The organism is Campylobacter sp. RM6914 (assembly GCF_004803835.1).
Classification (GTDB): Bacteria; Campylobacterota; Campylobacteria; order Campylobacterales; family Campylobacteraceae; genus Campylobacter_A; species Campylobacter_A californiensis.
The window spans coordinates 1,139,233-1,164,192 of record NZ_CP012545.1 but is presented as its reverse complement, the minus strand read 5'-3'; the positions used below and the strand labels follow the sequence as shown (position 1 = coordinate 1,164,192).

22 protein-coding genes are annotated in these 24,960 nt (G+C 37.1%); 13 read left to right on the top strand and 9 right to left on the bottom strand.

The features are described from left to right. Nucleotides 1-6 precede the first annotated feature (6 nt). The 8 genes from smpB to sstT form a co-directional block, all read right to left on the bottom strand. A complete protein-coding gene (gene smpB / locus CCAL_RS06005) occupies nt 7-462 on the bottom strand; it encodes an SsrA-binding protein SmpB (protein ID WP_169937347.1) in 456 nt (151 codons plus the stop codon). Next, entirely contained in the window at nt 459-1,214 is a 756-nt protein-coding gene (locus CCAL_RS06000; protein ID WP_169971440.1) for a 4-(cytidine 5'-diphospho)-2-C-methyl-D-erythritol kinase, read from the bottom strand. Before CCAL_RS06000 ends, smpB begins: the two co-directional genes overlap by 4 nt. After that, a complete protein-coding gene (csrA, locus tag CCAL_RS05995; RefSeq protein ID WP_169937351.1) occupies nt 1,211-1,441 on the bottom strand; it encodes a carbon storage regulator CsrA in 231 nt (76 codons plus the stop codon). The genes CCAL_RS06000 and csrA overlap by 4 nt, the downstream gene beginning before the upstream one ends. Next, nucleotides 1,435-2,256: a tRNA pseudouridine(55) synthase TruB gene (gene truB / locus CCAL_RS05990; protein ID WP_170015675.1), complete on the bottom strand. Its 822-nt coding sequence runs from the start codon at nt 2,254-2,256 to the stop codon at nt 1,435-1,437. Before truB ends, csrA begins: the two co-directional genes overlap by 7 nt. After that, the gene (locus CCAL_RS05985; RefSeq protein WP_170015673.1) at nt 2,253-4,322 is read right to left on the bottom strand and encodes an ATP-dependent helicase; all 2,070 of its coding nucleotides are present in this window, start codon (nt 4,320-4,322) and stop codon (nt 2,253-2,255) included. The genes truB and CCAL_RS05985 overlap by 4 nt, the downstream gene beginning before the upstream one ends. A 208-nt stretch (nt 4,323-4,530) precedes the next feature. After that, nucleotides 4,531-4,971: a hypothetical protein gene (locus CCAL_RS05980; RefSeq protein WP_170015672.1), complete on the bottom strand. Its 441-nt coding sequence runs from the start codon at nt 4,969-4,971 to the stop codon at nt 4,531-4,533. 1 nt (nt 4,972) lies between these two features. Then, nucleotides 4,973-6,691: a M3 family oligoendopeptidase gene (locus tag CCAL_RS05975; protein WP_170015670.1), complete on the bottom strand. Its 1,719-nt coding sequence runs from the start codon at nt 6,689-6,691 to the stop codon at nt 4,973-4,975. Between the two features lie 101 nt (nt 6,692-6,792). Further along, complete coding sequence (gene sstT / locus CCAL_RS05970; RefSeq protein ID WP_170015668.1) at nt 6,793-8,049, bottom strand: serine/threonine transporter SstT; 1,257 nt, start codon at nt 8,047-8,049, stop codon at nt 6,793-6,795. Between the two features lie 141 nt (nt 8,050-8,190). On the opposite strand from sstT, the gene metK reads away from it, so the two are divergent. Next, nucleotides 8,191-9,393 (top strand): methionine adenosyltransferase, encoded by a 1,203-nt coding sequence (gene metK / locus CCAL_RS05965; RefSeq protein WP_169937363.1) that lies wholly within the window; start codon nt 8,191-8,193, stop codon nt 9,391-9,393. 17 nt (nt 9,394-9,410) lie between these two features. Here the strand turns inward: metK and CCAL_RS05960 are convergent, their stop codons facing one another. After that, nucleotides 9,411-10,712, bottom strand: coding sequence for an apolipoprotein N-acyltransferase (locus tag CCAL_RS05960; protein WP_170015666.1), 1,302 nt, complete (start codon nt 10,710-10,712; stop codon nt 9,411-9,413). On the opposite strand from CCAL_RS05960, the gene yajC reads away from it, so the two are divergent. The 12 genes from yajC (at nt 10,685) to cysK (ending at nt 24,960) form a co-directional block, all read left to right on the top strand. Further along, nucleotides 10,685-10,954: a preprotein translocase subunit YajC gene (yajC, locus tag CCAL_RS05955; protein WP_169937367.1), complete on the top strand. Its 270-nt coding sequence runs from the start codon at nt 10,685-10,687 to the stop codon at nt 10,952-10,954. The genes CCAL_RS05960 and yajC overlap by 28 nt on opposite strands. 3 nt (nt 10,955-10,957) lie before the next feature. Continuing rightward, complete coding sequence (gene secD, locus CCAL_RS05950) at nt 10,958-12,541, top strand: protein translocase subunit SecD (RefSeq protein ID WP_170015664.1); 1,584 nt, start codon at nt 10,958-10,960, stop codon at nt 12,539-12,541. A gap of 15 nt (nt 12,542-12,556) precedes the next feature. Beyond that, on the top strand, nt 12,557-13,528 hold the full coding sequence (gene secF / locus CCAL_RS05945; RefSeq protein ID WP_170015662.1) for a protein translocase subunit SecF: 972 nt from the start codon (nt 12,557-12,559) through the stop codon (nt 13,526-13,528). Between the two features lie 9 nt (nt 13,529-13,537). Continuing rightward, nucleotides 13,538-13,876, top strand: a complete 339-nt coding sequence (locus CCAL_RS05940; protein WP_169937372.1) for a DUF6394 family protein — start codon at nt 13,538-13,540, stop codon at nt 13,874-13,876. Between the two features lie 10 nt (nt 13,877-13,886). After that, on the top strand, nt 13,887-16,358 hold the full coding sequence (gene leuS, locus CCAL_RS05935) for a leucine--tRNA ligase (RefSeq protein WP_170015660.1): 2,472 nt from the start codon (nt 13,887-13,889) through the stop codon (nt 16,356-16,358). 3 nt (nt 16,359-16,361) lie between these two features. Beyond that, nucleotides 16,362-16,901, top strand: coding sequence for an LPS assembly lipoprotein LptE (gene lptE / locus CCAL_RS05930; RefSeq protein WP_169971460.1), 540 nt, complete (start codon nt 16,362-16,364; stop codon nt 16,899-16,901). Further along, complete coding sequence (locus CCAL_RS05925) at nt 16,882-18,450, top strand: GGDEF domain-containing protein (RefSeq protein ID WP_170015658.1); 1,569 nt, start codon at nt 16,882-16,884, stop codon at nt 18,448-18,450. The genes lptE and CCAL_RS05925 overlap by 20 nt, the downstream gene beginning before the upstream one ends. Nucleotides 18,451-18,504: 54 nt before the next feature. Continuing rightward, nucleotides 18,505-19,632: a Mur ligase family protein gene (locus CCAL_RS05920; protein ID WP_170015751.1), complete on the top strand. Its 1,128-nt coding sequence runs from the start codon at nt 18,505-18,507 to the stop codon at nt 19,630-19,632. After that, nucleotides 19,613-22,567, top strand: coding sequence for a transcription-repair coupling factor (mfd, locus tag CCAL_RS05915; protein ID WP_170015656.1), 2,955 nt, complete (start codon nt 19,613-19,615; stop codon nt 22,565-22,567). The genes CCAL_RS05920 and mfd overlap by 20 nt, the downstream gene beginning before the upstream one ends. Then, on the top strand, nt 22,560-23,324 hold the full coding sequence (locus CCAL_RS05910; protein WP_170015654.1) for an ATP-binding protein: 765 nt from the start codon (nt 22,560-22,562) through the stop codon (nt 23,322-23,324). The genes mfd and CCAL_RS05910 overlap by 8 nt, the downstream gene beginning before the upstream one ends. After that, a complete protein-coding gene (locus CCAL_RS05905) occupies nt 23,321-23,989 on the top strand; it encodes an endonuclease III domain-containing protein (RefSeq protein WP_170015652.1) in 669 nt (222 codons plus the stop codon). Before CCAL_RS05910 ends, CCAL_RS05905 begins: the two co-directional genes overlap by 4 nt. Before the next feature lie 65 nt (nt 23,990-24,054). After that, a complete protein-coding gene (cysK, locus tag CCAL_RS05900; RefSeq protein ID WP_170015650.1) occupies nt 24,055-24,960 on the top strand; it encodes a cysteine synthase A in 906 nt (301 codons plus the stop codon).

The following is a 24,960-nucleotide window of genomic DNA, read 5'->3' as shown; positions in this document are numbered from 1 at the left end:
TTACCTTTAAATAGATTTTTTCATTGCGGCACGAGCTTCAAGGTCGGCTTCACGTTTTTTTAAAGTTTCACGTTTGTCGTGTAAATTTTTACCTTTTGCAAGTGCTACACGAACTTTAACGATATTTTTATCGTTTAGATAAAGCGAGAGCGCAACCATGGTTAGGCCATCTCTTGTCACGCTACCAAATAGTTTATCGATCTGTTTTTTGTGCATTAAAAGCTTTCTTGGAGCGCGTTCGTCTGGCCTAAAGCTTGCGTGTGTTGTTTCTAAATGTCCGATGTGAGCGTTTAGCAAAAACATCTCGCCTTTTATGATACGTACGAAACTATCTTTTAAATTTACTCGTCCTGCGCGAAGCGATTTTACTTCACTGCCACGTAAAACTATACCGGCTTCAAATGTTTCTAAAATGCTAAAATCATGTAGCGCTTTTTTATTTTTTGCTAAGTCTTTTATCATTTGCTATCCTGTGATTTAAGCATAAAAAACGAGCTTCCACTTCCACTTAAAAATTGATCCTCATGCTCTTTAAGCTGCGGATAAAGTTCAAGACAAGGCGCATAAAGATCGTTTAGCTCGTAGTTTTTAAAATTTTGCAAAAGCTTTGATGAGCTCAAATTTAAAAAATCATTCGCCTGTTTCACATTGATATTTTGCATAAAATCACTTCTAAATTTTTTATAAACCTGAGGCGTGGAGCAAAATACATTAGGCGTTATAAGCCTAGTTTGAGGTACATCATCGTCAAATTCTTTAACTATCTCACCAACTCCGCTAACATTTGCACTTTTGTATCCATAGATAAAAAACGGCACATCAGAGCCGATCTTTGCGCCGATTTGTGCTAGTTTGTTCATTGGGATTTTTAAATTTAACTGCTCGTTTGTCATGAGTAAGAATGTCGCCGCATTTGAACTTCCTCCACCAAGACCGGCGCCTGTTGGGATATTTTTATTAAGAACGATTTTATGGGCAGTAAAAAACTCATTGATCACATCTTTAAAGCCCGCATTTTCAAGCTCGGTTTTGGCCTTTAAAATGATGTTGTCTTTAATGTCAACATTGCTAGTAAGCTCAAATTTGTCCGCTTTTTGAAATTCTATCTCATCAAAAATATCTTCAAATCTCGCAAATCTCGATAAAATTTCATGATAATTGCCGCGAGTACCGACGATCTTTAAGAAGATATTGATTTTTGCGTAGCTTTTCATTTCTCGATTTTCTTTGATAGTTCCGTTAAATTTTCATCGCTTGCATGTTTGCTTGCTTCTGTATTTTTGGCTTTGATCTCATTTGAAAGCTCGCTTCTTAGTATCATCATGTTTTTTGGGGCTTCTATGCCGATTTTAACACCACTTTTTGAGATGCTAACAACTGTTATTTTGATGTCGTTGCCAAGCAAAATTTCTTCATTTTCTTTTCTTGAAAGTATTAACATTTTTCAACCTTGTTTAAACAATAATTAACCATATCGTTTTGCACTTCGATAATACTAAAAAATTTATCATAATTTAGTAAATATATCCCATTTTCTTTAAATTTTAGCTTGCCTACATTAAGCTCTTTGCCGTCAAGCAGGTCGCTTATGTCGCCTAGATATTCGTTGCCTTTTATGTCTAAAATTTCAGTTGGATTTAGAAATTTTTCGTTTTCAAATTTAAATTTACCTTCGCTAATCCGTCTAAGTGCCGTTAATGTTGCATCAAAGCCTAGTTTTTTTGCAAAAAGCTCCGCGTAAGAGCGCACATATCCACCTTCGCTAAGTGAAATTCTAAATGTCAAAAACGGATGCATGTAGTGTAAAATTTCACAGCTAAAAACCTGCATCGTCTGTTTTTTTAGCTCGAATTCTATACCTTTTTTTGCAAGATTATACGCGCGCTCACCGTTTATGTTTTTAGCGCTATATTTTGGGGGGATAAATTCAACCTCTCCTAATAAATCTTGACGCACTATCTCAAGCGAGCTTGGTGCAAAAGGTAAAATTTTTTGCACCTGCGTTATGTTTTGATTATCCAGACTTTTGCTACTTGCCCCTATCCACATTGTTGCTTCATATACTTTTGGGGACTTATTTAAAAACCTGAACAAACGTGTATACGAGCCAAATGCAACGATTAAAGCGCCACTTGCAAATGGATCAAGCGTGCCGGAGTAGCCAGCCTTTTTAACCTTGTATTTTCGTTTTAAGCGGCTAAGAAATTGATTCGAGCTTAGTCCGGTTGGTTTATCGGCGACAAATATTGCGTTCATACGGCATGCTCAACAAAGCTTGACATGATCTCTTTGACATTGCCGGCAAAATTTATCGTAAGCTTAAGCTCTTTCTTGACTTTGCTAACTTCTGTTACGCGACCGATACCAAAAATTTTATGTTTGACAAGATCACCTTTTTTGTATTCGTTGCTTTGTTCTATAACAAGAGAGCCTTGTACAAGCCCACTTTCGCTTAGAAATCTACTTTTGTTAAGTCTTGTTCGCTGACCTTTGTAAAAGCGTGAATTTGCAAAGGTCAGCGTTAAATTTCTTTTGGCTCTAGTTATGGCTACGTATGCCAAGCGGCGCTCTTCTTCTATGTCGCTACCATCTCCGATGAGCGGGAAAAATCCCTCCTCAAATCCTATAACAAAAAGGTGTTCAAACTCAAGACCTTTACTAGCATGCACGCTCATTATCGAGATAGCTTCGCTGCTTATATTATCCTGCTCGCTAGTTATGGTTAGTTCGTTTAAAAACTCATCAAGATCAAAGCTTGGATTTTGCTTGATTTGATCCTTTAACATCGCGTAAAATTCGTCGATATTTGCTGCACGTTCACTTCCGTCAGGCAAGCTTTCGTAGTATTTTTTAATACCAAATTTTGTTTCTATCTTATCAATAAGTTCATAAAGTGACTCAAAGCCTTGTAGTTCTTTTAAGTTTTGAGTAAATTCTATTAGTGCGGATTTGATTTTCTTGCTAAAAACTTCGTCTTTTTCATCTATGGCAAGAATTGCTTCAAAGAGTGAAATTTTATTGTCAAATGCGATTTTCTCGAGTTTTTCAAGACTTATCTTACCAAGTCCTCGTTTCGGACGGTTGATGATACGTTTTATCGAAAAGTCATCATTTTGATTGATCACAAGCCTTAAATAACTTATGATATCTTTGATCTCGGCACGTTCGTAAAATTTAATACCTCCGACCATTTTATATGGAATTTTTTCTTTATTTAAGCCATCTTCAAGTGAGCGAGAAAGGGCGTTTATACGGTAAAGTATGGCTATGTCTTTTGCCGCAACTCCGCTTAGAAGTAGCTCTTTTATCTGTTTTGCTATCTTGTTTGACTCTATGTTTTCATCAAAGCTTTCCATGAGTTTTATCTCTTCACCGTCCCCGCTGACGCTGATTAAATTTTTACCAAGCCTGTTGCGGTTGTGGTCGATAAGCTCGTTTGCGGCTTTTAATATCGGCGTAGTTGAGCGATAGTTTTGCTCTAGTCTTATGATCTTTACATCTTTAAACTGGTCTTTGAAATTTAGGATATTTTCGACCTTTGCACCGCGCCAGCCGTATATGCTTTGATCATCATCGCCGACGACGCAGATATTTTCATGTGTTGCGCAAAGCTTTCTTAGAAGTTTGTATTGCAAGTCGTTTGTATCTTGATACTCATCGACCATGATGTATTTATATCTGTTTGAAATTTCACGAGCTAAGTCCTCGTTTTCGTCTAAAATTTTATATGTCAGCATGAGTAGATCGTCAAAGTCGACCAAGTTATTTGTTTTTAAATACTCTTCGTAGCGTTCGTAGATAACGGCTACCTTTTGATAAAAGCCGTCTTTCCCGTTTTCATTGTTTAAAAAATTTGCGTTTTTATAAACATCTTCTACGCTTAAAAGAGAGTTTTTGTAGTTTGAAATTTCATTTGCGAGGATAGAGGTCGCGATCTGGCTTTCAAAACTTTTTATGATACGCTTTTTGTCATCGGTGTCGATGATGATAAAGTTGTTTTTGCGTCCAATTTTTGAGATGTAGAATTTTAAAAACAAAAGACCGAATTTGTGAAATGTGCAAAGTAGGGGAGTGAAATTTGTATTTACATCGCTAAGCATAGCAAGTGCGCGACTTCGCATTTCGTTTGCAGCTTTGTTTGTAAAAGTAAGTGTTAGTGTATTGGCCGGATCTATGCCAACTTCGCCTATTAGATAGGCTAGGCGAGTTGTGATGGTTTTTGTTTTACCGCTACCAGCACCAGCAAGGATAAGCATGGCTCCATCAATATGTCTTGCAGCCTCTTGTTGTGAATCGTTTAATTGGTTTAATAAATTTTGCATATTTTACTTTATAAATTAAATTTAAACATAGATTTTATCTAAAAATTGTTGAAAGCTTGATTATAGATAAAAGTAGTTGTTTTTTGTAGATTTTGAACTTGAAAATTTTTAATAAAATTTATACTTTTACTTAAGGGCTAAACCGACATAAATTAAAATTAGCATCGGCTCATGGATAAAGTTTATGGTTTTGTTTGTTGTAAAAAAATTATTTTGACCCGAATAAATCCCTATTGTTTGGATTAGACATAAAGATCGACATAGACTTTTTGGTCTGATCTTGCCTTGCTTTATGTATGGAAAAATTTATCAAAACAGGACTGTTTTCTACTAAAATTTGCACTATCGCTCCAAGTGGCAAAGTCACTAAAGAAGCGAAATTTTGTGTGCCAAATCCAGCTTCAAAACTAAGCTCTTCCTGTGATAAAACAGCACTTTTAAACGTGTATCCGCCAAGGCTAAACATGATAACCGGCATGTTAAAATTTATACTCACTTCAGGTGGAAGCGGTGGATTAAAATTTACAAGCGGGAGATTTGCCATAATGGAGAAATTTACGTTGTTTTGCAGTAGAAAGTCTATACACTCGTAAACGTGCATTTTCATCAAAAGAGAGAATTCTTCGTTATCTAAAAGGCTTTCTAACATGTTAATTTACCTCCTTAAATTCTTTCAAAAGCTCTTTAATCTCTTTTAGACCTATTTGCCAAAAATCATCACTGTCTATATCAAAACCAAACATTAAAACAAGCTCTTTTGGACTTTTTGAGCCACCAAAGCTTAAAAACTTAGTATAAATTTCAACGAAATTTTCACACTTGCCACTCTTGTAAAGTCCAAATAAAGCAAGAACTAAAAGTTGTGCATAAGAGTAGGCATAGCAGTAAAATGGAGTGTGGATAAAATGTGGGATGTAGCTCCACCAAATTTTATAATAATCATTTAAAATAACGCTATCTCCAAACATTTTCGCACTCTCTTCAAGCCAAATTTTATTTAACTCGTCACTACTTATCTCGCCTTTGTGCGCATGAATGCGTCTTTCAAATGTAGTAAAATTTATCTGGCGATAAAGTGTTGCAAAGATATCTTCAAGCTTGCTTGCGATAAGTGCTTGACGTTCTTTTGGTGCAAGTGTATTTTTGACATAGTCAAAAACCAACATCTCGCAAAATACCGAAGCAGTTTCTGCTGTAGTAAGCGGGGTGTCGGAATTTAAATAGCCTACGCTATAACTTAGCTTTTGATGTATGGCATGCCCAAGCTCATGAGCTAAAGTAAATAAGTCGCGCCTTTGGTCTGTGTGGTTAAGCAAAACGTATGGATGGGCGTCACTTGAGCCAGAGTGTGAAAATGCCCCTCCTCTTTTGCCATCGCTTGGATAAGCATCTATCCAGCCGTCCTCAAACGCCATTTTGGCGATCTTGCCAAATTCTGGACTAAATTTATTAAAAGCCTTTAAGACTATCTCCTTGCTTGTTTTAAAGCTATAAATTTCGTCGCCACTTTTTAACGGCGCGTATCTATCGTAGTCATAAAGCTTTTTAAGTCCTAGAATTTCACGTTTTTTTCGGTAGTATTCGTGCACGAGACCAAAGCTATCCTCGCTTGCTTTAATAAGTGCATCTACGCTTTGTTTTGTGATCTGATTATCAAGATGGCGTGGCGCTTCTGGCTTATCAAAGCCTCGTAGCTCGCAAGATGTTGCAAGATCTGTTTTTATCATATTGTAGATATATGTCAAAAGATGTTGATGTCTACTAAGCTCTTTTGAGAGTGATTTTGCAGCCATTTTGCGCTCATCTCTATTTGCGCTGTGAAGTTTGCTTAAAATTTCCTCTTCGCTTAACAGTTTATCTTTAAATTTAAATTTCATTGCACTCATACTTTCGTCAAAAAGTCTTGCAAAGGCTTGTGCTCCTGTGTTTGAAGTGCGAAGCAGAACCTCTTCTTCTTTTAAGCTTAGTTGATGTGCTTTTTGTTTTTGTAAATTTGATAGATAGTAGGCGTATTTTGGTGATGAGTGTATAAATTTGTCTTGAATTTTTTCATCAAGCTCATTAAATTCTATCTCGAAAAATAGCAAATTTTGTTGCGCCTTTGTGCACTCTTCATCAAATTTAGCATAAAATGCACCTTGTTTTGTGTCTTTTGCAAAGACTAAAAAGGCGTAAGTTATTATTTTCGAGATGTCAGAGAGTAGACTTTCGTAATTTTCTATGCTGTTTTTAAAATCTTGCTCGTTTAATAAAGCCAGCTTTTTTTCAAATTTAGCTTTAAATTTTTCGCACTTAAGCTTAGTCTTTGATGTAAAATTTTCAAGTTCTTGTGTATTTTTAAAAAGTGGAGTTAGATCCCATTTGCTCATTTATTACCTTCAAATATTTTTTGAATATTTTACAGAAAAAATGAGATATAAGCAAGTTTTAAAGGTTAATGTAAATTTGGCGCCTTGTGACGCCAAATTTATTATTTGATAGTTTCTGAAGCAATCGCCGTAAATACAACGTCAGACGAGCTGTTTAATGCAGTTTCGACAGAGTCCTGGATAACGCCGATTATAAATCCTACCGCAACGACTTGCATAGCGATATCGTCTGAAATTCCAAATAGTGCACAAGCAAGAGGCACAAGTAGTAATGAACCACCGGCAACTCCAGAAGCTCCGCATGCTCCGATAGCTGATATAAAACTAAGTAAAAGTGCATCTGCAAAATCAACAGTAATATGATCAAGAGAATTTACTGCCGCAAGTGCTAAAACGCTTATAGTGACCGCCGCGCCAGCCATGTTGATGGTAGCACCAAGAGGTATAGAGATAGAGTAAAGCTCTTCCTTTAAACCGAGTTTTTTACAAAGAGCCATGTTTACAGGGATATTTGCTGCAGATGAACGAGTGAAAAACGCAGTTACAGCACTTTCTTTAATTGTTGTCATTATAAGAGGGTATGGATTTTTCTTTGTTATTATAAATGCGATTAGAGGATTTACTCCAAAGGCCACAAGTAGCATAGAACCAACTAAAACTAAGATAAGTTTTAGGTATCCAGCAAGAGCGTCAAACCCTGTCTCATGAATGCTAATCGCAACAAGACCAAAAATACCAAACGGAGCAAGACGGATTACAAATTTAACGATCTTTGTGATACCTTCGCTAACATCTTTAAATACATTTTTAGTCTCTTTTGAGCAACTTCTAAGCGCAATACCGGCACCTACAGCCCAGGCGATTATGCCTATATAGTTACCGGTGCTTATTGCAACTACGGGGTTTTGTACGATTTTAAATATAAGGTCTTTTAATACATCTATAACGTTTTGAGGGGCGCTTAGCTGTGTCGTTTCAACGCCTTTTAAGACAAGTTCAACAGGGAACATAAAGCTTGCACAAACTGCTACAACGGCTGCTAAAAATGTAGCTAAAAGATATAAAAATACGATCTTGCCCATGCCTTTTGTTTCGCCAAACTCTTTTGTTATTATCGATGTTGCAACTAGAACAAAAACAAGTATCGGAGCTACGGCCTTAAGTGCGCCGACGAAAAGGTTGCCAAGTATAGAAATAGTGTTTAAAATACTATTTGCAAAATTAGCAGACTCGCCACCTGCGCCAAGTTGTGAGTGTCCCCAAAAACCTACGATAGCACCAAGAATAATGCCTATTAAAATTTGAACGATCAAGTTGCCGTCGGCATAGCGTCTGGCAAGTTTTGAAAAAGCGCTCATTTCACCACCTTTAAATTTAAGATAAAACTTAAGTATATCCAAAAAAGGCTGAAAGAAATAAAATTTAATATTTGATTAATATAAATTTTAAGATTAAATGCTACAATTACGCCTAATTATTTAAGGATAAAGGAAATTTTTATGTATCTTTTTACTTCTGAAGTCGTAAGTCCGGGACATCCTGACAAATGCGCCGATATAATTGCTGATAGTATCGTTGATAAAATTTTAACAGAAGATCCAAACGGTCGCGTTGCAAGCGAGGTTTTTGTGGCAGGTAAAAATATCGTTATCGGAGGAGAAATAAACTCAAAAGTAAGCCTTTCATATCGTGATTATGAGCGTATCGTGAAGGATGCTTTGGCTCATATCGGATATAACGGTAAGTCAAATTTTACAAAAGAGCAATGTTTGCATCCTGATGATATTGAGGTTAAGGTTTATTTAAACCAACAAAGTCCTGACATCAACCAAGGAGTTGATCAAGAAAGCGGAGAGATAGGCGCCGGCGATCAAGGTATTATGTTTGGTTTTGCAAGTTGTGAGGCGAAAGAATACATGCCTGCAGCTATAACTTATGCTCGTATGCTGTGCAATAAAGTCTATAAATTTGCAAAAGCAAATCCTGATAAATTAGGGGTTGATATAAAAACACAAGTTACTATTGATTACGGCACAAAGGATAATTTTGAAAATTGCAAGCCTCAAAGTATCCATACTATAGTCGTTTCAGCACCTTGTATAGAAGAAATGGGCATAAAAGAGCTTAGAAATTTAGTTCAAGAACTTATCGATGATACCGGACTTCCAAAAGAGCTATATAATAAAGAAAAAACTATCATCTACATAAACCCAACCGGTAGATATGTAAATCACAGCTCGCTTCACGATAGTGGTTTAACAGGACGTAAGCTTATCGTAGATAGTTTTGGCGGATATGCCCCGATAGGCGGTGGTGCGCAAAGTTCAAAAGACTACACTAAGGTTGATAGAAGCGGTCTTTATGCGGCTAGATATATAGCTAAAAATATCGTTGCGGCAGGACTTGCTAAAAAGTGCATAGTTCAAATTAGCTATGCTATAGGTGTTGCAAAACCAACTTCCGTTAGTGTTGATACGATGGGAACGCAAGTGGAGGGCATAAATGATGATATGCTTTCAAATTTTGTTATGCAAAATTTCCCTCTAACTCCAAAATGGATAACCAATAAATTTGGACTTGATAAGCCCGGCAAAGATACATTTTTATATGCAAAAGTTGCTGCAAAAGGTCAAGTTGGCGATGCAAAATATCCATGGGAAAAACTTGACAGCGTTAATCTATTTAAAGGCTTGATAGCTTAATAAATTTTTATGAGAGCCTAATTAAACAGGCTCTTTTTTGGTGTAATTATCTCGCTTGGACTTCCATTTACACTATGATATATAGTTTTATTGTATTTTGTAGCGTAATACTTTAATAAATTTCTTTGCAAAATAGGCTCTGTTGAAGGAAAATATCTGGCTTTAAACCAGCCGTTGTTGGTAATGGCAAACATAACATCAAATTCTCCCTCATAAAGCTCGTCACGAGTCGCTTCATAACATATCGCATTACGTATCTTAACTCCGTCTATCTCGTAATCACTTAACGTTTTTGCTGTTTGAAAATCCTGCGCACCGTCAAAAAACATCTTGTTTATTATCTCTTTTATGAAATTTGGAAGCGGAATTTCCTCTCCAAAAGGCACTAAGATTAGCTTGTCAAAGCGTTTCATTTCGCCTTTATCAAAGAAAAAGGCGGAGTTATAAATTTGCTTGTTCTCATAAGCTAAACCGCCTGCAATGATTGCGATTTGTTTTGATTTTTCTTTTAGTTCTGTTTGTAAATTTGATTCATGTGTTATAAATGTAGGAAAGGCACTTTCTGGCATTAATATAGCTCGTTTGCCATTGTTGATAGCATCATCTATCACGGCCAAATTTTCATTTATAAAACTATTTTTTAGCTCTTTATCCCATCTTTGTTTTTGTAAAATATCTGAATTTGTTAGCTGCAGTTCAAATGGCAAAATCTTGACATCTTTGCTATCAAACTGCAAGGCGCAAACAAGACAGATAAAAACCGCTATAAATTTATAAATTTTAGAAAAATATGCTAAAGATATCGCAGCCAAAAACATAAAAGCAAGACCTCTTGCGCTTGGGTCAAATGCGCCCAATACAAGTGTTGCTTCAAGATTAAACCAATTAAATCCAAACGGATGAATATAGCTAAAAATAAAAAGTACCACGACCCTTAATGCGATAAAACTTGGAAAGCTTGCCGCCCAAAAAATAAACCCGTAAATAGTAGCGATAGATAAAATCACAATTGGGATTAACCAACCTAAGTCGTAATAAATAAAGCTAAAACTTATCCAGTAAAACCACAAAATTCCACTAAAAAATCCAGCCGCAAAAAAACCAGCTCTAGTTGAAGTGATCACGGTATATATCCCTGCAAGCGTTAGAAATGGTGACATAAGATCAAACAAAGAGTTGTTAAAAGGTGCTAAAAAAATAAAGTTTGCCAGTAAAAATGCGCCGACAAAGGCTTTTATTATAATTTTAGTGCTAAAATATCTGCTTAAAAAATTTAAAACTAAGGAAACCCATGCAAAACGGAGATTTTTTTGCTTCATTACTACCTCTAATCGTGCTTTTTGCGATTTTTTACTTTTTGGTTATAAGACCACAACAAAAACAGCAAAAGCAACATGCTCAGATGATAAAAGCTTTGGAAAAAGGCGATAAAATCATCACTAGCGGCGGACTTATTTGTGAAGTGGTTAAACCGGAAGACGATTTTATCAAAGTAAAGCTTAACGATGACGTAATCGTTCGTCTTTCACGCGAGTTTGTGGCTAAAAAGATCGAAGCCTAAAACATGCGTAGTGCAAAGGTAACTTATAGGCTGATTATTCTTATAATCGCCTTGGTGTTTGGTATCGTTTTTTCGATGCCTTCTTTTTTGCAAACTCAAGGCGGATCTAAAATTTCACTAGGTCTTGACTTGCAAGGCGGTTTACACATGCTTCTTGGTGTTGAAACACACGAGGCTATAGATTCCAAGATAAAATCTATCGCAGGAAGCATAAACTACTATGCAAAAAAAGAAGATGTTTTAATCGATAAATTTAAAATCAGACAAGATAGCGTAGAATTTACCCTACTTGATAGCGATGAAGCACCTAAAATAGATGCTGCGCTAAAAGAGATAGTAGGCTTAGAAATTCAAAAAGATGGCTTGAAATACACAATAATGCTAACTCAAGAGGAGCGTGCTGCTACGGTAGAATACGCTATCGCTCAAGCTGTTGAGACGATACGCAACAGACTAGACCAATTTGGTTTGGCAGAACCTACCGTTGCAAGACAGGGTGAGGATAAAATTTTAGTCGAACTTCCCGGTATCAAAACTCAAGAAGATGAGCAACGAGCTCGCGATCTTATCGCAAAAGCAGCGCATTTGCAGCTTATGGCGGTAGACGATAAACGTCAAGATCAAGCAAACACTATGAGTGCGGTACAAGCTGAAAGTTACGGCGATATTATATATCCAGACGCTAAAAACGAACAGTTTAAATACGTGGTTAAAAACATCCCTGTTCTTGATGGCTCCATGCTAACAGATGCGAAAGTTGCTTTCTCTCAACAAAACAATCAACCTATAATAAATTTCTCTCTTAATTCCGAAGGAGCTAGAATTTTTGGTGATTTTACCGGAGCAAATGTTGGAAAACGTCTAGCTATAGTGCTTGACGGTAAGGTTTATTCAGCCCCCGTGATCAATGAAAGGATAGGCGGCGGAAGCGGTCAGATAAGTGGCGGCTTTAGTGTAGAAGAGGCCCATGACGTGGCTATCGCGCTTAGAAGCGGCGCTTTGCTTGCTCCCGTTAAAGTACTTGAAAAACGTAGTGTAGGACCATCTTTGGGAGCTGAAAGTATACAAAAAAGCATGACAGCACTTGCAGGAGCCGCTATGTTTATAGTTGTTTTTATGATGATTTACTACGGAATGTCGGGCGTGTTTGCAAATATCGCTTTGGTGGCAAATATCATAATCCTAGTTGCCGTAATGGCGCTTTTTGGAGCAACTCTAACACTACCTGGTATGGCCGGTATCGTTCTTACTATCGGTATGGCTGTTGATGCTAATGTTATCATAAATGAGCGTATAAGAGAGTTCTTAAGAGAGGGAGCAAACCTTAAAACAAGCGTGAAAAAGGGCTATGAAAATGCTATGAGCGCTATTGTGGACGCAAATATCACGACACTAATTACAGTTATAGCCTTATACGCATACGGCACGGGACCGGTTAAAGGCTTTGCGGTAACAATGAGTATCGGTATCTTGATATCTATGCTTACTGCGATACTTGGAACACACGGATTTTTTGATCTATTTACAGATAAGATAGAACGAAGTGGTAACACAAGGCTGTGGTTTGGCTACAGAAGAGATAAATAAATTTAAGGGTTAATAATGCAAATTTTTACAAAGGCTAGAGTCTATGACTTTATGAAGCTTAAAATTCCTTCAGTCATCATCTCTGCTATACTATTTTTCGGCTCTATTTTCTTGCTTGCAACCAAGGGACTAAACTACGGCATAGACTTTTCAGGAGGCACTCTTATACAGTTAAGATATGATGAAAAAGCACCTCTTGATAAGATAAGAGATGCGTTTAGTGCAAACGAAATGTTAAAAAATGCTTCTGTAACGGAATTTGGTAGCGATCGCGAAGTGGTTGTTCGTTTTTCGGGTTCAAGTTCAGATATAGGCACTGATATCGGCGCTGTAGCAAAAGAGCTTTTGAAAGATACAGGCAACGTTGAGATAAGACGTGTTGATATAGTTGGACCAAAGGTTGGTGGAGAGCTTAGAGAAAAGGCACTTATGGCGATACTTATCTCATTTGGAGCGGTGCTTATATATATAGCACTTCGCTTTGAGTGGAGATTTGCACTTGCTGCTGTTATATCTGAAATTCACGACGTTGTTATCACGCTTGGTGCTATTTCTCTTTTTGCTATAGATGTAAATTTAGATACTTTAGCTGCCGTGCTAACGGTGCTTGGATACTCATTAAATGATACTATTATTATATTTGACCGTATAAGAGAGAGTATAACTACAAGCAAGCGAAACGATATAAACGGTATCATAAATGAGTCTGTTTCGGCTACACTATCAAGGACGATATTAACGTCAGGTTCGACATTTATAGTTGTATTTATACTATATATGTTTGGCGGAGATATGATAAATGGTTTTTCATTTATACTTATGGTTGGTGTTTTGATAGGAACATTTAGCTCGGTTTATACAGCATTTCCGTTTCTTGTATGGCTTAAATTTAGCGTGGATGAGTATAGGGCTAAGCTTGGAGAAAAAGCGAAGCTTAAAAAAGAGAGAGAGCGTGAGCGCGCTATGTATGAAAAGGGTGTAGTATAAGGAGTTAATATGAACTGGGGAAAGGTTGTATATATATTTTTCGCTCTTATGAGCTTAACTACTGCAGCTGAGTTTTTGTATGATAAAAATGAAATAGCGCTTTTTATTGCAGCTAGTATAAATCTTGTTTCAACATTACTTAAAATCGGTGTTAAAAACATATTTTCTGCGGAGCTTTTTGCTAGTTCGCTTGTTGCGGACTTGCACCTTATACCGGCATTTGTGGTGCTTCAGGTTAATGCCAATATGACACTTTGCTACTCGCTTGTTATAGGAGCGGTTATCGCAAACGTCTTTTCATTAGCACTTGTTTTGATCGAGTCTGCAAAAACTCAAGAAGAATTTTAGGAGATATTAAATGGCTGAAAATTTAAAATACAATGCTTTGGATATAGAGAAAAAATGGCAAGAAATTTGGGCTAAAAATGGGGAATTTGAACCAAAAGACGACTATAGCCTGCCTAAAAAATATATCCTAAGCATGTTTCCGTATCCTAGCGGTCGTATACATATGGGTCACGTTAGAAACTACTCCATAGGCGATGCTATTGCTAGATATTACCGCACGCAAGGCTTTAACGTGCTTCATCCGATAGGCTTTGATAGCTTTGGTATGCCGGCTGAAAATGCAGCTATAAAAAATAAAATTCATCCTAGAATTTGGACTTATGAAAATATAGACTATATGACTAAAGAGCTTCGTACTTTAGGACTGTCTTTTTCTAAAAGACGTGAGCTTGCGACTTCGGATCCTATCTATACAAAATGGGAGCAAAGCTTTTTTATAAAGATGTTTAAAGAGGGATTGGTTTATCGTAAGAGCGCCATAGTAAACTGGTGTGAGCACGATCAAACCGTTCTGGCTAATGAACAGGTAGAAGAGGGATGTTGCTGGAGATGTGGCAATGAGGTTGTCCAAAGAGAGCTTCCTGGGTATTATTTTAAGATAACGCAGTATGCAGATGAGTTATTAAACGACCTTAAAACGCTTGAGGGCAAGTGGCCAAGTCAAGTTTTAACCATGCAGGAAAATTGGATAGGTAAAAGCTTTGGTCTTGAATTTAAATTTTATCTTGATGATGATTCAAAGAAAATTTTAGGCGATAAATTTGATGGTTTTGAGGTATTTACAACTCGTCCTGATACGATTTACGGTGTTACATATACGGCTTTAGCTCCAGAGCATGCTATTGTTAAAGCGCTTTTAGACGGCAACACTCTTGATGAAGATAAAAAGTCAAAAATAAAATCAATCCTTAACCAAAGCCCAAGAGAGCGCCAAGCTAGCGAGAAAGACGGTGTATTCTTGGGAATTTATGTAACCCATCCGCTTACTAATGAAAAAATTCCTGTATGGGTTGCAAATTTCATCCTAGCCGACTATGGTAGCGGTGCTATCATGTCTGTTCCTGCACACGATCAGCGTGACTTTGACTTTGCAAGTGCATTTGATTTACCGATAGTTTCTGTTATTAAGACAGAGGAAAATAATGGCGAGATAATGCGTCCAAAAGCCACCGGCGACTACGGTGTTTCTATAAATTCTCCACTTATAAACGGACTTAGTAGCGAAGAAGCCAAAATGGCTATGATAGAAAAATTTGAAGAGCTAAAGCTTGGAAAAAGAGTGGTAAATTTTAAACTTAGGGATTGGGGAATTTCTCGCCAAAGATACTGGGGTGCTCCGATACCGATAGTGCATTGTCCAAAATGTGGCGTTGTGGCTGAAGATGAGAAAAATTTACCGGTTGCTCTACCTGATGATGTTGAGATAACAGGAGAGGGAAATCCGCTCGATAAACATCCGACATGGAAACATACGAAGTGTCCAAAATGCGGTTGTGATGCCATAAGAGAGACGGATACTATGGATACTTTTGTGCAAAGTAGTTGGTATTTTGCTAGATACGCTAGTGATGAGCGCACATGGAACGACACAGCACTTGATAAAAAAGGCGTTGATTATTGGATGAATGTCGATCAATACATCGGCGGTATCGAGCATGCCATACTTCACCTGCTTTATGCGAGATTTTTCCAAAAAGTTCTTCGCGATCTTGGCTATATGAGAGATGACGAGCCATTTAAAAATTTGCTTACTCAAGGAATGGTCTTAAAAGACGGCAAAAAAATGAGCAAGAGCAAAGGCAATGTTGTAGATCCCGATGATATCATAAACAAATATGGAGCCGATACGGCAAGGCTATTTATATTATTTGCCGCTCCTCCTCAAAAAGAGCTTGAATGGAACGACAGTGCAGTAGAGGGCGCTTATAGGTTTTTAAACCGTCTTTGGGATAGGGCTCAAAGCATCAAGCCGTGCGATAAAATTCCAGCCATAGAGCATGCAGGTCTAAACAAAGAGGAAAAATACGCACGTCTAAAGGTCTATGAGGCACTTGCTAAATCCCGTGATGTATTTACTCAAAGCTTTACGTTTAACACCTTGATAGCTGCTTGCATGGAGGCATTGAACGCCATAAACGCTCAAGATAACGATGAGGTAAGCGCAGAGGGATTTTTCATCATCTTAAATTTACTTGAGCCTATCGTACCACACATCGCATGTGAGCTTAGTGATAAGCTTTTTGGTAGAAAGAATTTTGGCGAGATAGAAATTTTAGACGAGGTTTTTGTAAAAGACACGATAAAGTTAGCCGTTACGATAAATGGTAAAAAAAGAGCCGAATTTGAGATGAGCGCTAATTCTAGTGAGAGTGAAGTATTAAAAGAAGCAAAAGAACAAACGGCAAAATGGCTTGAAGGCAAAGAGATTATAAAAGAAATTTATGTCAAAGGCAAACTTGTAAATTTGGTTATCAAAGGATAAAATTTGAAGTTTTTTATTAGTGTTTTTATGGCTTTGATGCTTGCTGGATGTGGGTATAAACCTGTGTCTAAAATTACCAAAGAAATGACCGGTGAGAGTGTTTATGTTGATGTTATCATTAGCAAAACCGAGCCAAAAAATAGCGTTTGGGTAAAAGACGCTGTAAAAGAGGGCGTCGTTTCACGTCTTAACAAAACACTAAGTGATGATCAAAATGCCGATATGTCAATAATTATATCAGTAGGCTCATTGTCGTATCAGGCCGCTGTTTATGATCAATACGGATACATTACTTCATATAGGGCTATTTTAAATTTAAATTTTAAAACAAGGCTTAAGGATGGAAGTGTTGTAAATATTACCACAAGCGGAGAGCATGACTTTAGTATCGCAAGGCGTTTGCAAAATACCAGATATGCAGATAGTGTCATAAGTGATACCGAAAGATATGAAGCGATAAAAGAGGCTTCAAAAGAAGCATTTGATGAGTACATAGCAAATTTAGCACTAAAAGGATATCAAAATGGCAGCCGTAACCGTTAGCCAAATAGTAAAAGAGGCGTTAACAGAGATCAAAAACCGCCATTTAATGCTAACGCCGGAAAATTACACCGACGTATTTAATGAAATTTCAAAAAAATACGGCTTTAGTACTGAAGAAAGTAGAAAAATAGAAAAATACATCTCAAGGCTCGGAGGAGAGTATAAAAATCAAGCACTATCGCTTAACATAAAAACAGTAGATGAGTTTGTGGCGTTTATGACGGCAAGACTAGGTAGGGGCACGAGTGCTACTAAGTCTAATGAAGATGATGTAAAGACAAACCAGTCATTAAATGCTTTTGCTAGAAGAATTCTTCAGGCTGTTTCTATCCTGCATAATAAAGATGCAAAAGCTTTGGCAGAGCAGGGTATGCAACTTTTAGCCAAGAAGTATGATCCGCAAACACTAGATACGATGAGAGAAAGGTGGTTTGACTTTGTTAGCTCATACAATGACGAATACCTAGACTTTTTAAAATACTATGGAGTTAAAAGCTTTGATGATTTACAGGAGATGAGTAAGGAACTTGAAAATTTCCTAACTGTTAAAAATGAAAATTCCGGTATCGCGGCCATAACGGAACTTTTTATAAAGATGCTAGAGCCTTCTATAACGACCGAGCTTGGCGATAAGCTTGATGAGTTGACAGGCATTATAAAGAAAAATCCACTAGGACTTAGTGAGCAAGATCTACAAGACAAGATAAGCTCTTTTGTTGATCTTAGGATAGAAAAAGATAGAGCCGAGATAAAAGAAAAGGTAGGCTCGTTAAATGTCGTGCTTGGAACTATCGGGGATAAAATTTCAGACATAGCCGCAAGTTCTAAAACCAGCTCTTTAAAGATGCAAGACATTCAAAACAACCTAAAAGATGTCACTTTAAACAGAACGGGCATCGAGCAGATAAGAACGATACTTTTAAACGTTGCTAGCGCTTTAGAGATAGAAAGTCGAGAATTTGGCAATGAGATGAACAAAAAACAACAAACCATCTCGGAGCTAAAAGAGCGTGTAAGCTCGCTTGAAAAAGAACTTGAAGCGGCAAAATTAGAAAGCAAAGAGGACTTTTTAACCAAAGTTGCCACAAAACGCGCACTAATGAGCGAACTTCAAAAGATAGAGGACGCTTATAAGAGATACGGTATCGACTACTCGCTTTGCTTTGTTGATATTGATTTCTTTAAAAAGATCAACGACGGATATGGACATGATGCTGGAGATGTTATACTTTCAGCCGTTGCGCAGCTTCTTAAAAAACATGTTAGAAAAATAGACTTTATCGGTAGATACGGTGGAGAGGAATTTATCGTCTTACTTCCAAATACAAATTTAAACGATGCTGTAAAATTTGCCGACAAGGTAAGAAGCGTGATAGAGGGTTTTAAATTTATATATAAAGATGATCGTATCAAGGTTACTATAAGTGCAGGAGTCGCAACAAGAAGTGCTAACATAAATGAAACCTTAACTCTTGAGAGTGCCGACAAGATGCTTTATAGCTCAAAACAAAACGGTCGCAACCAAGTAATGCCAAAGATTATAGAGTAAAATTTGCAAAATTTAAGAAGTTTACTAAACGGCAAACCACTTTTTTATAAAGAGATGGATTATGAACGTATGCCGTGTGCATGGAAGAAGATATGTTCGGACATAAAGCCATTTAAGATCGTGCATGTCATAGGAACAAACGGGAAAGGTAGCACGGGTAGGTTTTTAGCTCAAATTTTGCATTTAAATGGAAAGAGTGTGGGGCACTATACAAGTCCACATATTTTTGAGTTTAATGAGAGATTTTGGCTAAATGGTAAAGTTGCAAGTGATGAAATTTTACAAAAAGCTCACGAGAGACTGCTTGAAATTTTACCTCAGGAATTTGTCTTTAAGACAAGTTATTTTGAGTATGCTACTCTACTTGCCGCGGTGCTTTTTGAAGAGTGTGAGTATTTTATCTGTGAAGCAGGTATAGGCGGAGAGTTTGATGCGACAAACGTCTTTGATAAAAGGCTTAGCCTGTTTACTCCTATCGGTTTTGATCATGTTGGGGTTTTGGGCTCAAGCATAGAAGAGATAGCAAGGACTAAATTTAATGCCATAAGCAAGAGTGGCGAAGCGATAATGAACGACACAATGCAGCCTATATGTGCCAAAATAGCCAACGATATAGCAGCAGAAAAAGATGCTAAGCTTAGTTATGCAAATGAAATTTTAGACAAAAACGACTATGAAAATTTAAAAGCCTATGAAAAGAAATTTGCGTTACCTGAGTTTTTGTATTCGAATTTAAATTTAGCCGCAGCAGCTGCCAAAAAAATACTAGGCAAGCTTGATATTTCAAATTTAAAAGCACTCGATCTTAGCGGAAGATGTGAACAAATCGCACCAAATGTATTTATAGACGTCGGACATAATGAACTTGGCGCACAAGCCATAGCAAGAAAATTTAAGGATGAGAAATTAGTTCTTATCTATAACTCGTTTTTTGATAAAGACTACCGTGCGGTTTTAAAGGCACTAAAACCTATCATAAAACGTGTTGAGGTTTTTGAGTATCCAAGTGACGATAGAGAGCTTGCAACAAACGAAATAAAGCATACTTTAGACGAGCTTGGCTTTGAGTGGAAAGAATTTGGCGGTGTAAAATTTGATCAAGGCGAGAAGTATTTGGCATTTGGTTCGTTTTATTTGGTAGAGGCATTTTTAAGAGAGTTTTATGCAAGCAAAGGTTTATGAGTATCTTTCAAAAAATAGTTGCGAAATTTTAATTTGCGAAGATGATAAAGAGGCGAATTTATGTGCCGATGCGGCGGAATTTGCAGGATACAAGTCGTTTAAGCTTCCTGATTTTCGTGCTCGCTTCGGAGATGATCTTCGTAGTTTTAGTCAAGAGCTTTTTGAAATTTCTACCATTCTTAGCAAGTATTATAAATTTGATGGCAAAAAGATTATTATAAGTCCAGTATGCACGCTTTTAAACCCGCTTCCTGCAAAAAAACACTTGCAAAGCAAAAGTATAAATTTTGCCGATAAGGTAAATTTAAACGAGCTTGCAGATGAGCTTATGCGTCTTGGATACGAGACAGTAGATATCGTCGAGAGTGTCGGTGAGTTTAGTGTCAGAGGCGATATCATTGATATTTTTGCGATAGGCTCGGATGAACCGGTTAGAATTTTACTTTTTGACGATGAGGTTGAGAGTATAAGAAATTACTCTCCGTCAACGCAAATCAGCCATAAAATAGAGCTTGAGCGTATCGAGATAACTCCTTTTATTGCAAATTTAAGCAAAGATGAATTTGAAAATGTAAATGAGAAGATCGGCTCTTTAAATACGGATGCTTTGCTTGGTGATATAAATTCACTTGGGTTTTGGGTGATAGATGACTTTGTCGATTATCTAACAAATTTTAGCTGCAAGCTTGTAAAAGAGATAAATTTTGATGATTTTGAGCGTGATTTAAAGACGCTTAAAAGTATTGAAATTTTGCCGGAAGCAAAGATTTATAAAGATCTATCCGTAACGCCAAACAAGGACTTTTTTGAACTAAATCAAAATAAAAAGATCACCGTTTTAGCAAGAAACGAAGGGCTTTTTAATACATACGACTTAAGAGAATTTAAAAATTTAGAATTTATAAACTCACCGCTTGTTGTAAATTTAACCTCAAGCGAACATATAGTAATTTCGCTAAATAAATTTGATAAAAAATCACGCGTAAAACGTGCAAGTTTAGTCATTGATGAGCTAAAGATAAATGACTACGTCGTGCACGAGGACTACGGTATCGGTAAATTTTTAGGACTTGAGAAAGTTACCGTTTTGGGTGCGACAAAAGAGTTTGTTGTTATTGCTTACCAAAATGACGATAAACTACTTTTGCCGGTAGAGCACTTAAATATGATCGATCGATATATCGCACAAAGTGGCTCGGCGGCAGTGCTTGATAGGCTTGGCAAGGCAAGTTTTGCAAAAATAAAAGAAAAAGTTAGAGAAAAACTCTTTGTTATCGCTTCAAAAATCATAGCAATGGCAGCACAACGTGAGCTAATAAACGGTGAAGTGATAGATAAAAACGATCTTGAGTATCTAAAATTTAGCCAAAAGGCAAATTTTGAATACACAAAAGACCAAACAAGAGCTGTTGAGGAAATTTTAAGCGATCTGAAAAGCGGTCGCGTGATGGACCGTTTGCTAAGCGGCGATGTTGGTTTTGGCAAAACAGAAGTTGCTATGAATGCGATATTTGCTTGTGTTAAGTCTGGCTTTCAGTCGTTATTTTTTGTTCCCACGACGCTACTTAGTTCGCAGCACTATAAAAGCTTAAAAGAACGTTTTGATGGATTTGATATTAAAATTTTTAGGCTTGATAGATTTACAAGCGCCAAAGAAAAGGCTGTTATAACAAAGGCGCTTAATGACGGCGAACCTTGCGTTTGTGTAGGAACCCATGCCTTACTTAGCGTAAAAGCTTCTAAAATGGGTCTTATCGTTGTTGATGAAGAGCATAAATTTGGCGTAAAGCAAAAAGAAAAACTAAAAGAAATTTCAGCCACTTCGCACATCTTAAGCATGAGTGCGACGCCGATCCCAAGAAGTTTAAACATGGCTTTAAGTCAGATCAAGTCCTACTCTGTTTTACAAACTCCGCCTAGCTCAAGACTTGATGTTAGAACAAACGTTAGAGAGTGGGACGAAAAGGTTATAAAAGAGGCTATCATGCGAGAATTAAGGCGTGGCGGACAGGTCTTTTATATACATAATCACATTGCTGACATGGAGCAAACCAAAAAGAATTTGCTTAAAATTTTACCGAAATTACGAATTCTCGTCCTTCACTCAAAGATAAGCGCCCAGGTCACGGAAGATGAGATGATTAAATTTGAAGATGGCGAATACGACTTGCTTCTTTGCACAAGCATAGTAGAAAGCGGGATCCATTTGCCAAACGCAAATACAATAATCGTCGAAAATGCAAATAAATTCGGCATGGCAGACCTACATCAGCTTAGAGGTCGTGTTGGTAGAGGCGATAAACAGGCTTACTGCTATTTTTTAGTTGAAGACAAGCAAGCACTTTCAAAAGATGCACTAAAAAGGCTTGTAGCGCTTGAAAGTAACTCATTTTTAGGCTCCGGAAGCGTTCTTGCGTATCACGATCTTGAGATTAGAGGTGGTGGAAATATCATGGGCGAGGCGCAAAGCGGCCATATTGAAGCGATAGGGTATTCGCTCTATTTAAAAATGCTTGAAGATGAGATAAATTTACTTCTAAACAAACAAAGCGTGAAGTTAAATAAAATCGACTTAAAACTTAGCATAAACGCCTTTTTAAACCAAGATTTTATCAGAGAGGATCGTTTGCGTCTTGAAATTTATAGAAGACTTAGCAAATGTGATGAGGTGAATGCTGTTCATGAGATAGCAAGTGAGCTTGAAGATAGATTTGGCAAGATAGATGTTTATACGGCTCAATTTTTACAGCTTATAATCATAAAAATTTTAGCATTAAAATGCGGTTTTAAATCGATCTCAAATGCTGATCAAAATATTGTTTTAACAAAAGAAAATGATGAAAAAGTAAGACTTAAGTCAAGAAGCAAAGATGACGACGATATAGTTGAGGAAATTTTAAGCTATTTAAGAAAGGAAATGAGGTCAAATGATTAATTGGGAAAATGTCCTAGCAACGGTTTTTAGAGAACGCAAAAATGAGCTTGTAGCGGTTAGCGATATTGATTTTGTAGATATAAATTCACTCCTTGGCATAGAAACACAAAAAGAACAACTGCTTGAAAATACTCAAAAATTTATAGACTCAAAAGAGGCAAATCACGTCTTGCTTTGGGGCGAGCGTGGATGCGGTAAGAGTAGTTTAGTAAAGGCTGTCTTTACTAAATTTTATACAAAAGGGCTTAGGGTTATTGAGATAGGCTGTGATGACCTGCGATTTTTGCCTGAAATCATAGATGAGATTAGAAAAAGCGAGTTTAAATTTATCATCTTTTGCGATGATATGAGCTTTGAAGATGGTAGTAAAGAGTATAAATTTTTAAAGCCGATCATGGAAGGTTCTATACAAAAACCACCTAAAAACGTCCTGATATACGCTACTTCAAACCGAAGACATCTTTTAAGCGAGTATAAAAGCGATAATGTTTCAACTCTTGTTAGTCAAGACGAAATTCACTACTCAGATGCAACTCAGGAGAAAATTTCTCTTTCTGATAGATTTGGTCTTTGGATAAGTTTTTATCAAGGCAGCTTTAACGACTACCTAAAGATAGTTGATTTTTATTTTAAGGATTATACCGGAGATAAAGAGAAGCTTCACGAGCTTGCTAAAAACTATGCAACTTTGCGTGCAAGTCGTAGCGGACGCACGGCAAAGCAGTTTTATATAGCTTTTAAGGATAGCTTTAAATGACATCTACTCAGCTTTTTTTGACGCTTTTAAATTCCAAAACAAGAGATGATTTTAACGCGTTAGGATGGCTACAGGAGGGCACTTTTGAAGTTGTTATCGGTGCGATACTCGTTCAAAATACCGCATGGAAAAATGTAGAAAAAGCTCTTTTAAATTTAAAAACCGCAAACAAGCTAAGCCTTGATGCGGTGTTGTCATTATCTGTGCAAGAACTTGCTATGCTTATAAAGCCTAGCGGATTTTACAACACAAAGGCAAAGAGGCTAAACGGACTTTGCACTGCAATAAAGAGTGAATTTGAAAATTTTGAAAATTTTAAAGAGAGTGTTGATAGGGAGTGGCTACTTGGCGTAAAAGGCGTTGGCGCCGAGACGTGCGATGCGATACTAGCTTATGCTTGTAATAGACCATATATGGTAGTTGATGCGTATGCTCTTAGAATTTTAACTCATTTAGGATATGAATTTGAAAGCTATGATGAGGCTTCCGAGTGGTTGAGCGCGCTTGAATACGATAAAATTTATAAAATTTTAGGCGATAAATACGACGAAGTTGAAATTTTAAAGCTATACCATGGACTCATACTTGAGTTTTGCAAGGAAAATTTCAAAGGCAAAAATTTGAGCAAAAGCGGAGAATTGGTACTAAAAAATACAAAAATTTGATAAAGTTACTTTAAATTTACATTTCATGGAGTAAAATACTCCTATTACTTTTAAAGGAGACCTAAATGATATATGAAAATATCACACAAACTATCGGCAAAACCCCGGTAGTTAAACTAAAATCAGGCGAAAATGAAGCTGAAATTTATGCTAAGCTTGAATTTTTTAATCCAGGAAGTTCTGTTAAAGACAGAATCGCTTTTAACATGATACAGAAAATGCTACAAAACGGTAAGCTAAAAGACGGCGATACTATAGTTGAGCCTACAAGCGGCAATACCGGAATAGGCGTAGCCATGGTAGGAAGCGCACTTGGATTTAAGGTCGTCCTTTGTATGCCTGAAAGTATGAGTATAGAGCGTCGCAAGATAGTAGCGGCGTATGGAGCAAAGCTAGAGCTAACCGAAGCAGCAAAAGGTATGAAGGGCGCTATAGCGCGTGCTACCGAGCTAGCTGCCCAGCCAAATCATGTGATATTAAGTCAATTTGAAAACGAATTTAACCCAGAGGCTCACGAGCTAAATACTGGCGTTGAGATCATAGCCGACTTTGACTCGCTTGATGCTTTTGTTGCGGGAGTTGGCACCGGTGGAACTATAAGCGGTGTTGCTAAAAAACTAAAAGAAAAAGGCTATAACACCAAAATAGTAGCCGTAGAGCCTGAGGCTTCACCTGTATTAAGCGGCGGAAATCCTTCACCTCATAAAATTCAAGGCATTGGTGCTGGATTTGTTCCTGATACGATGAATCTTGATATTGTTGATGAAATTCAAAAAATCAGCAACGAAGATGCTATGCTTGGCGCAAGAGAAGTTGCTAAAAGCGAGGGTATACTTTTTGGTATTAGCGGTGGTGCTGCTTATGTTGCCGCAAGACGCGTGGCTAAGGCGCTTGGAAAAGGTAAAAAGGTTCTTTTTATAGCTCCGGATAATGGTGAAAGATACCTAAGCACTGAACTTTACGGTGTGTGA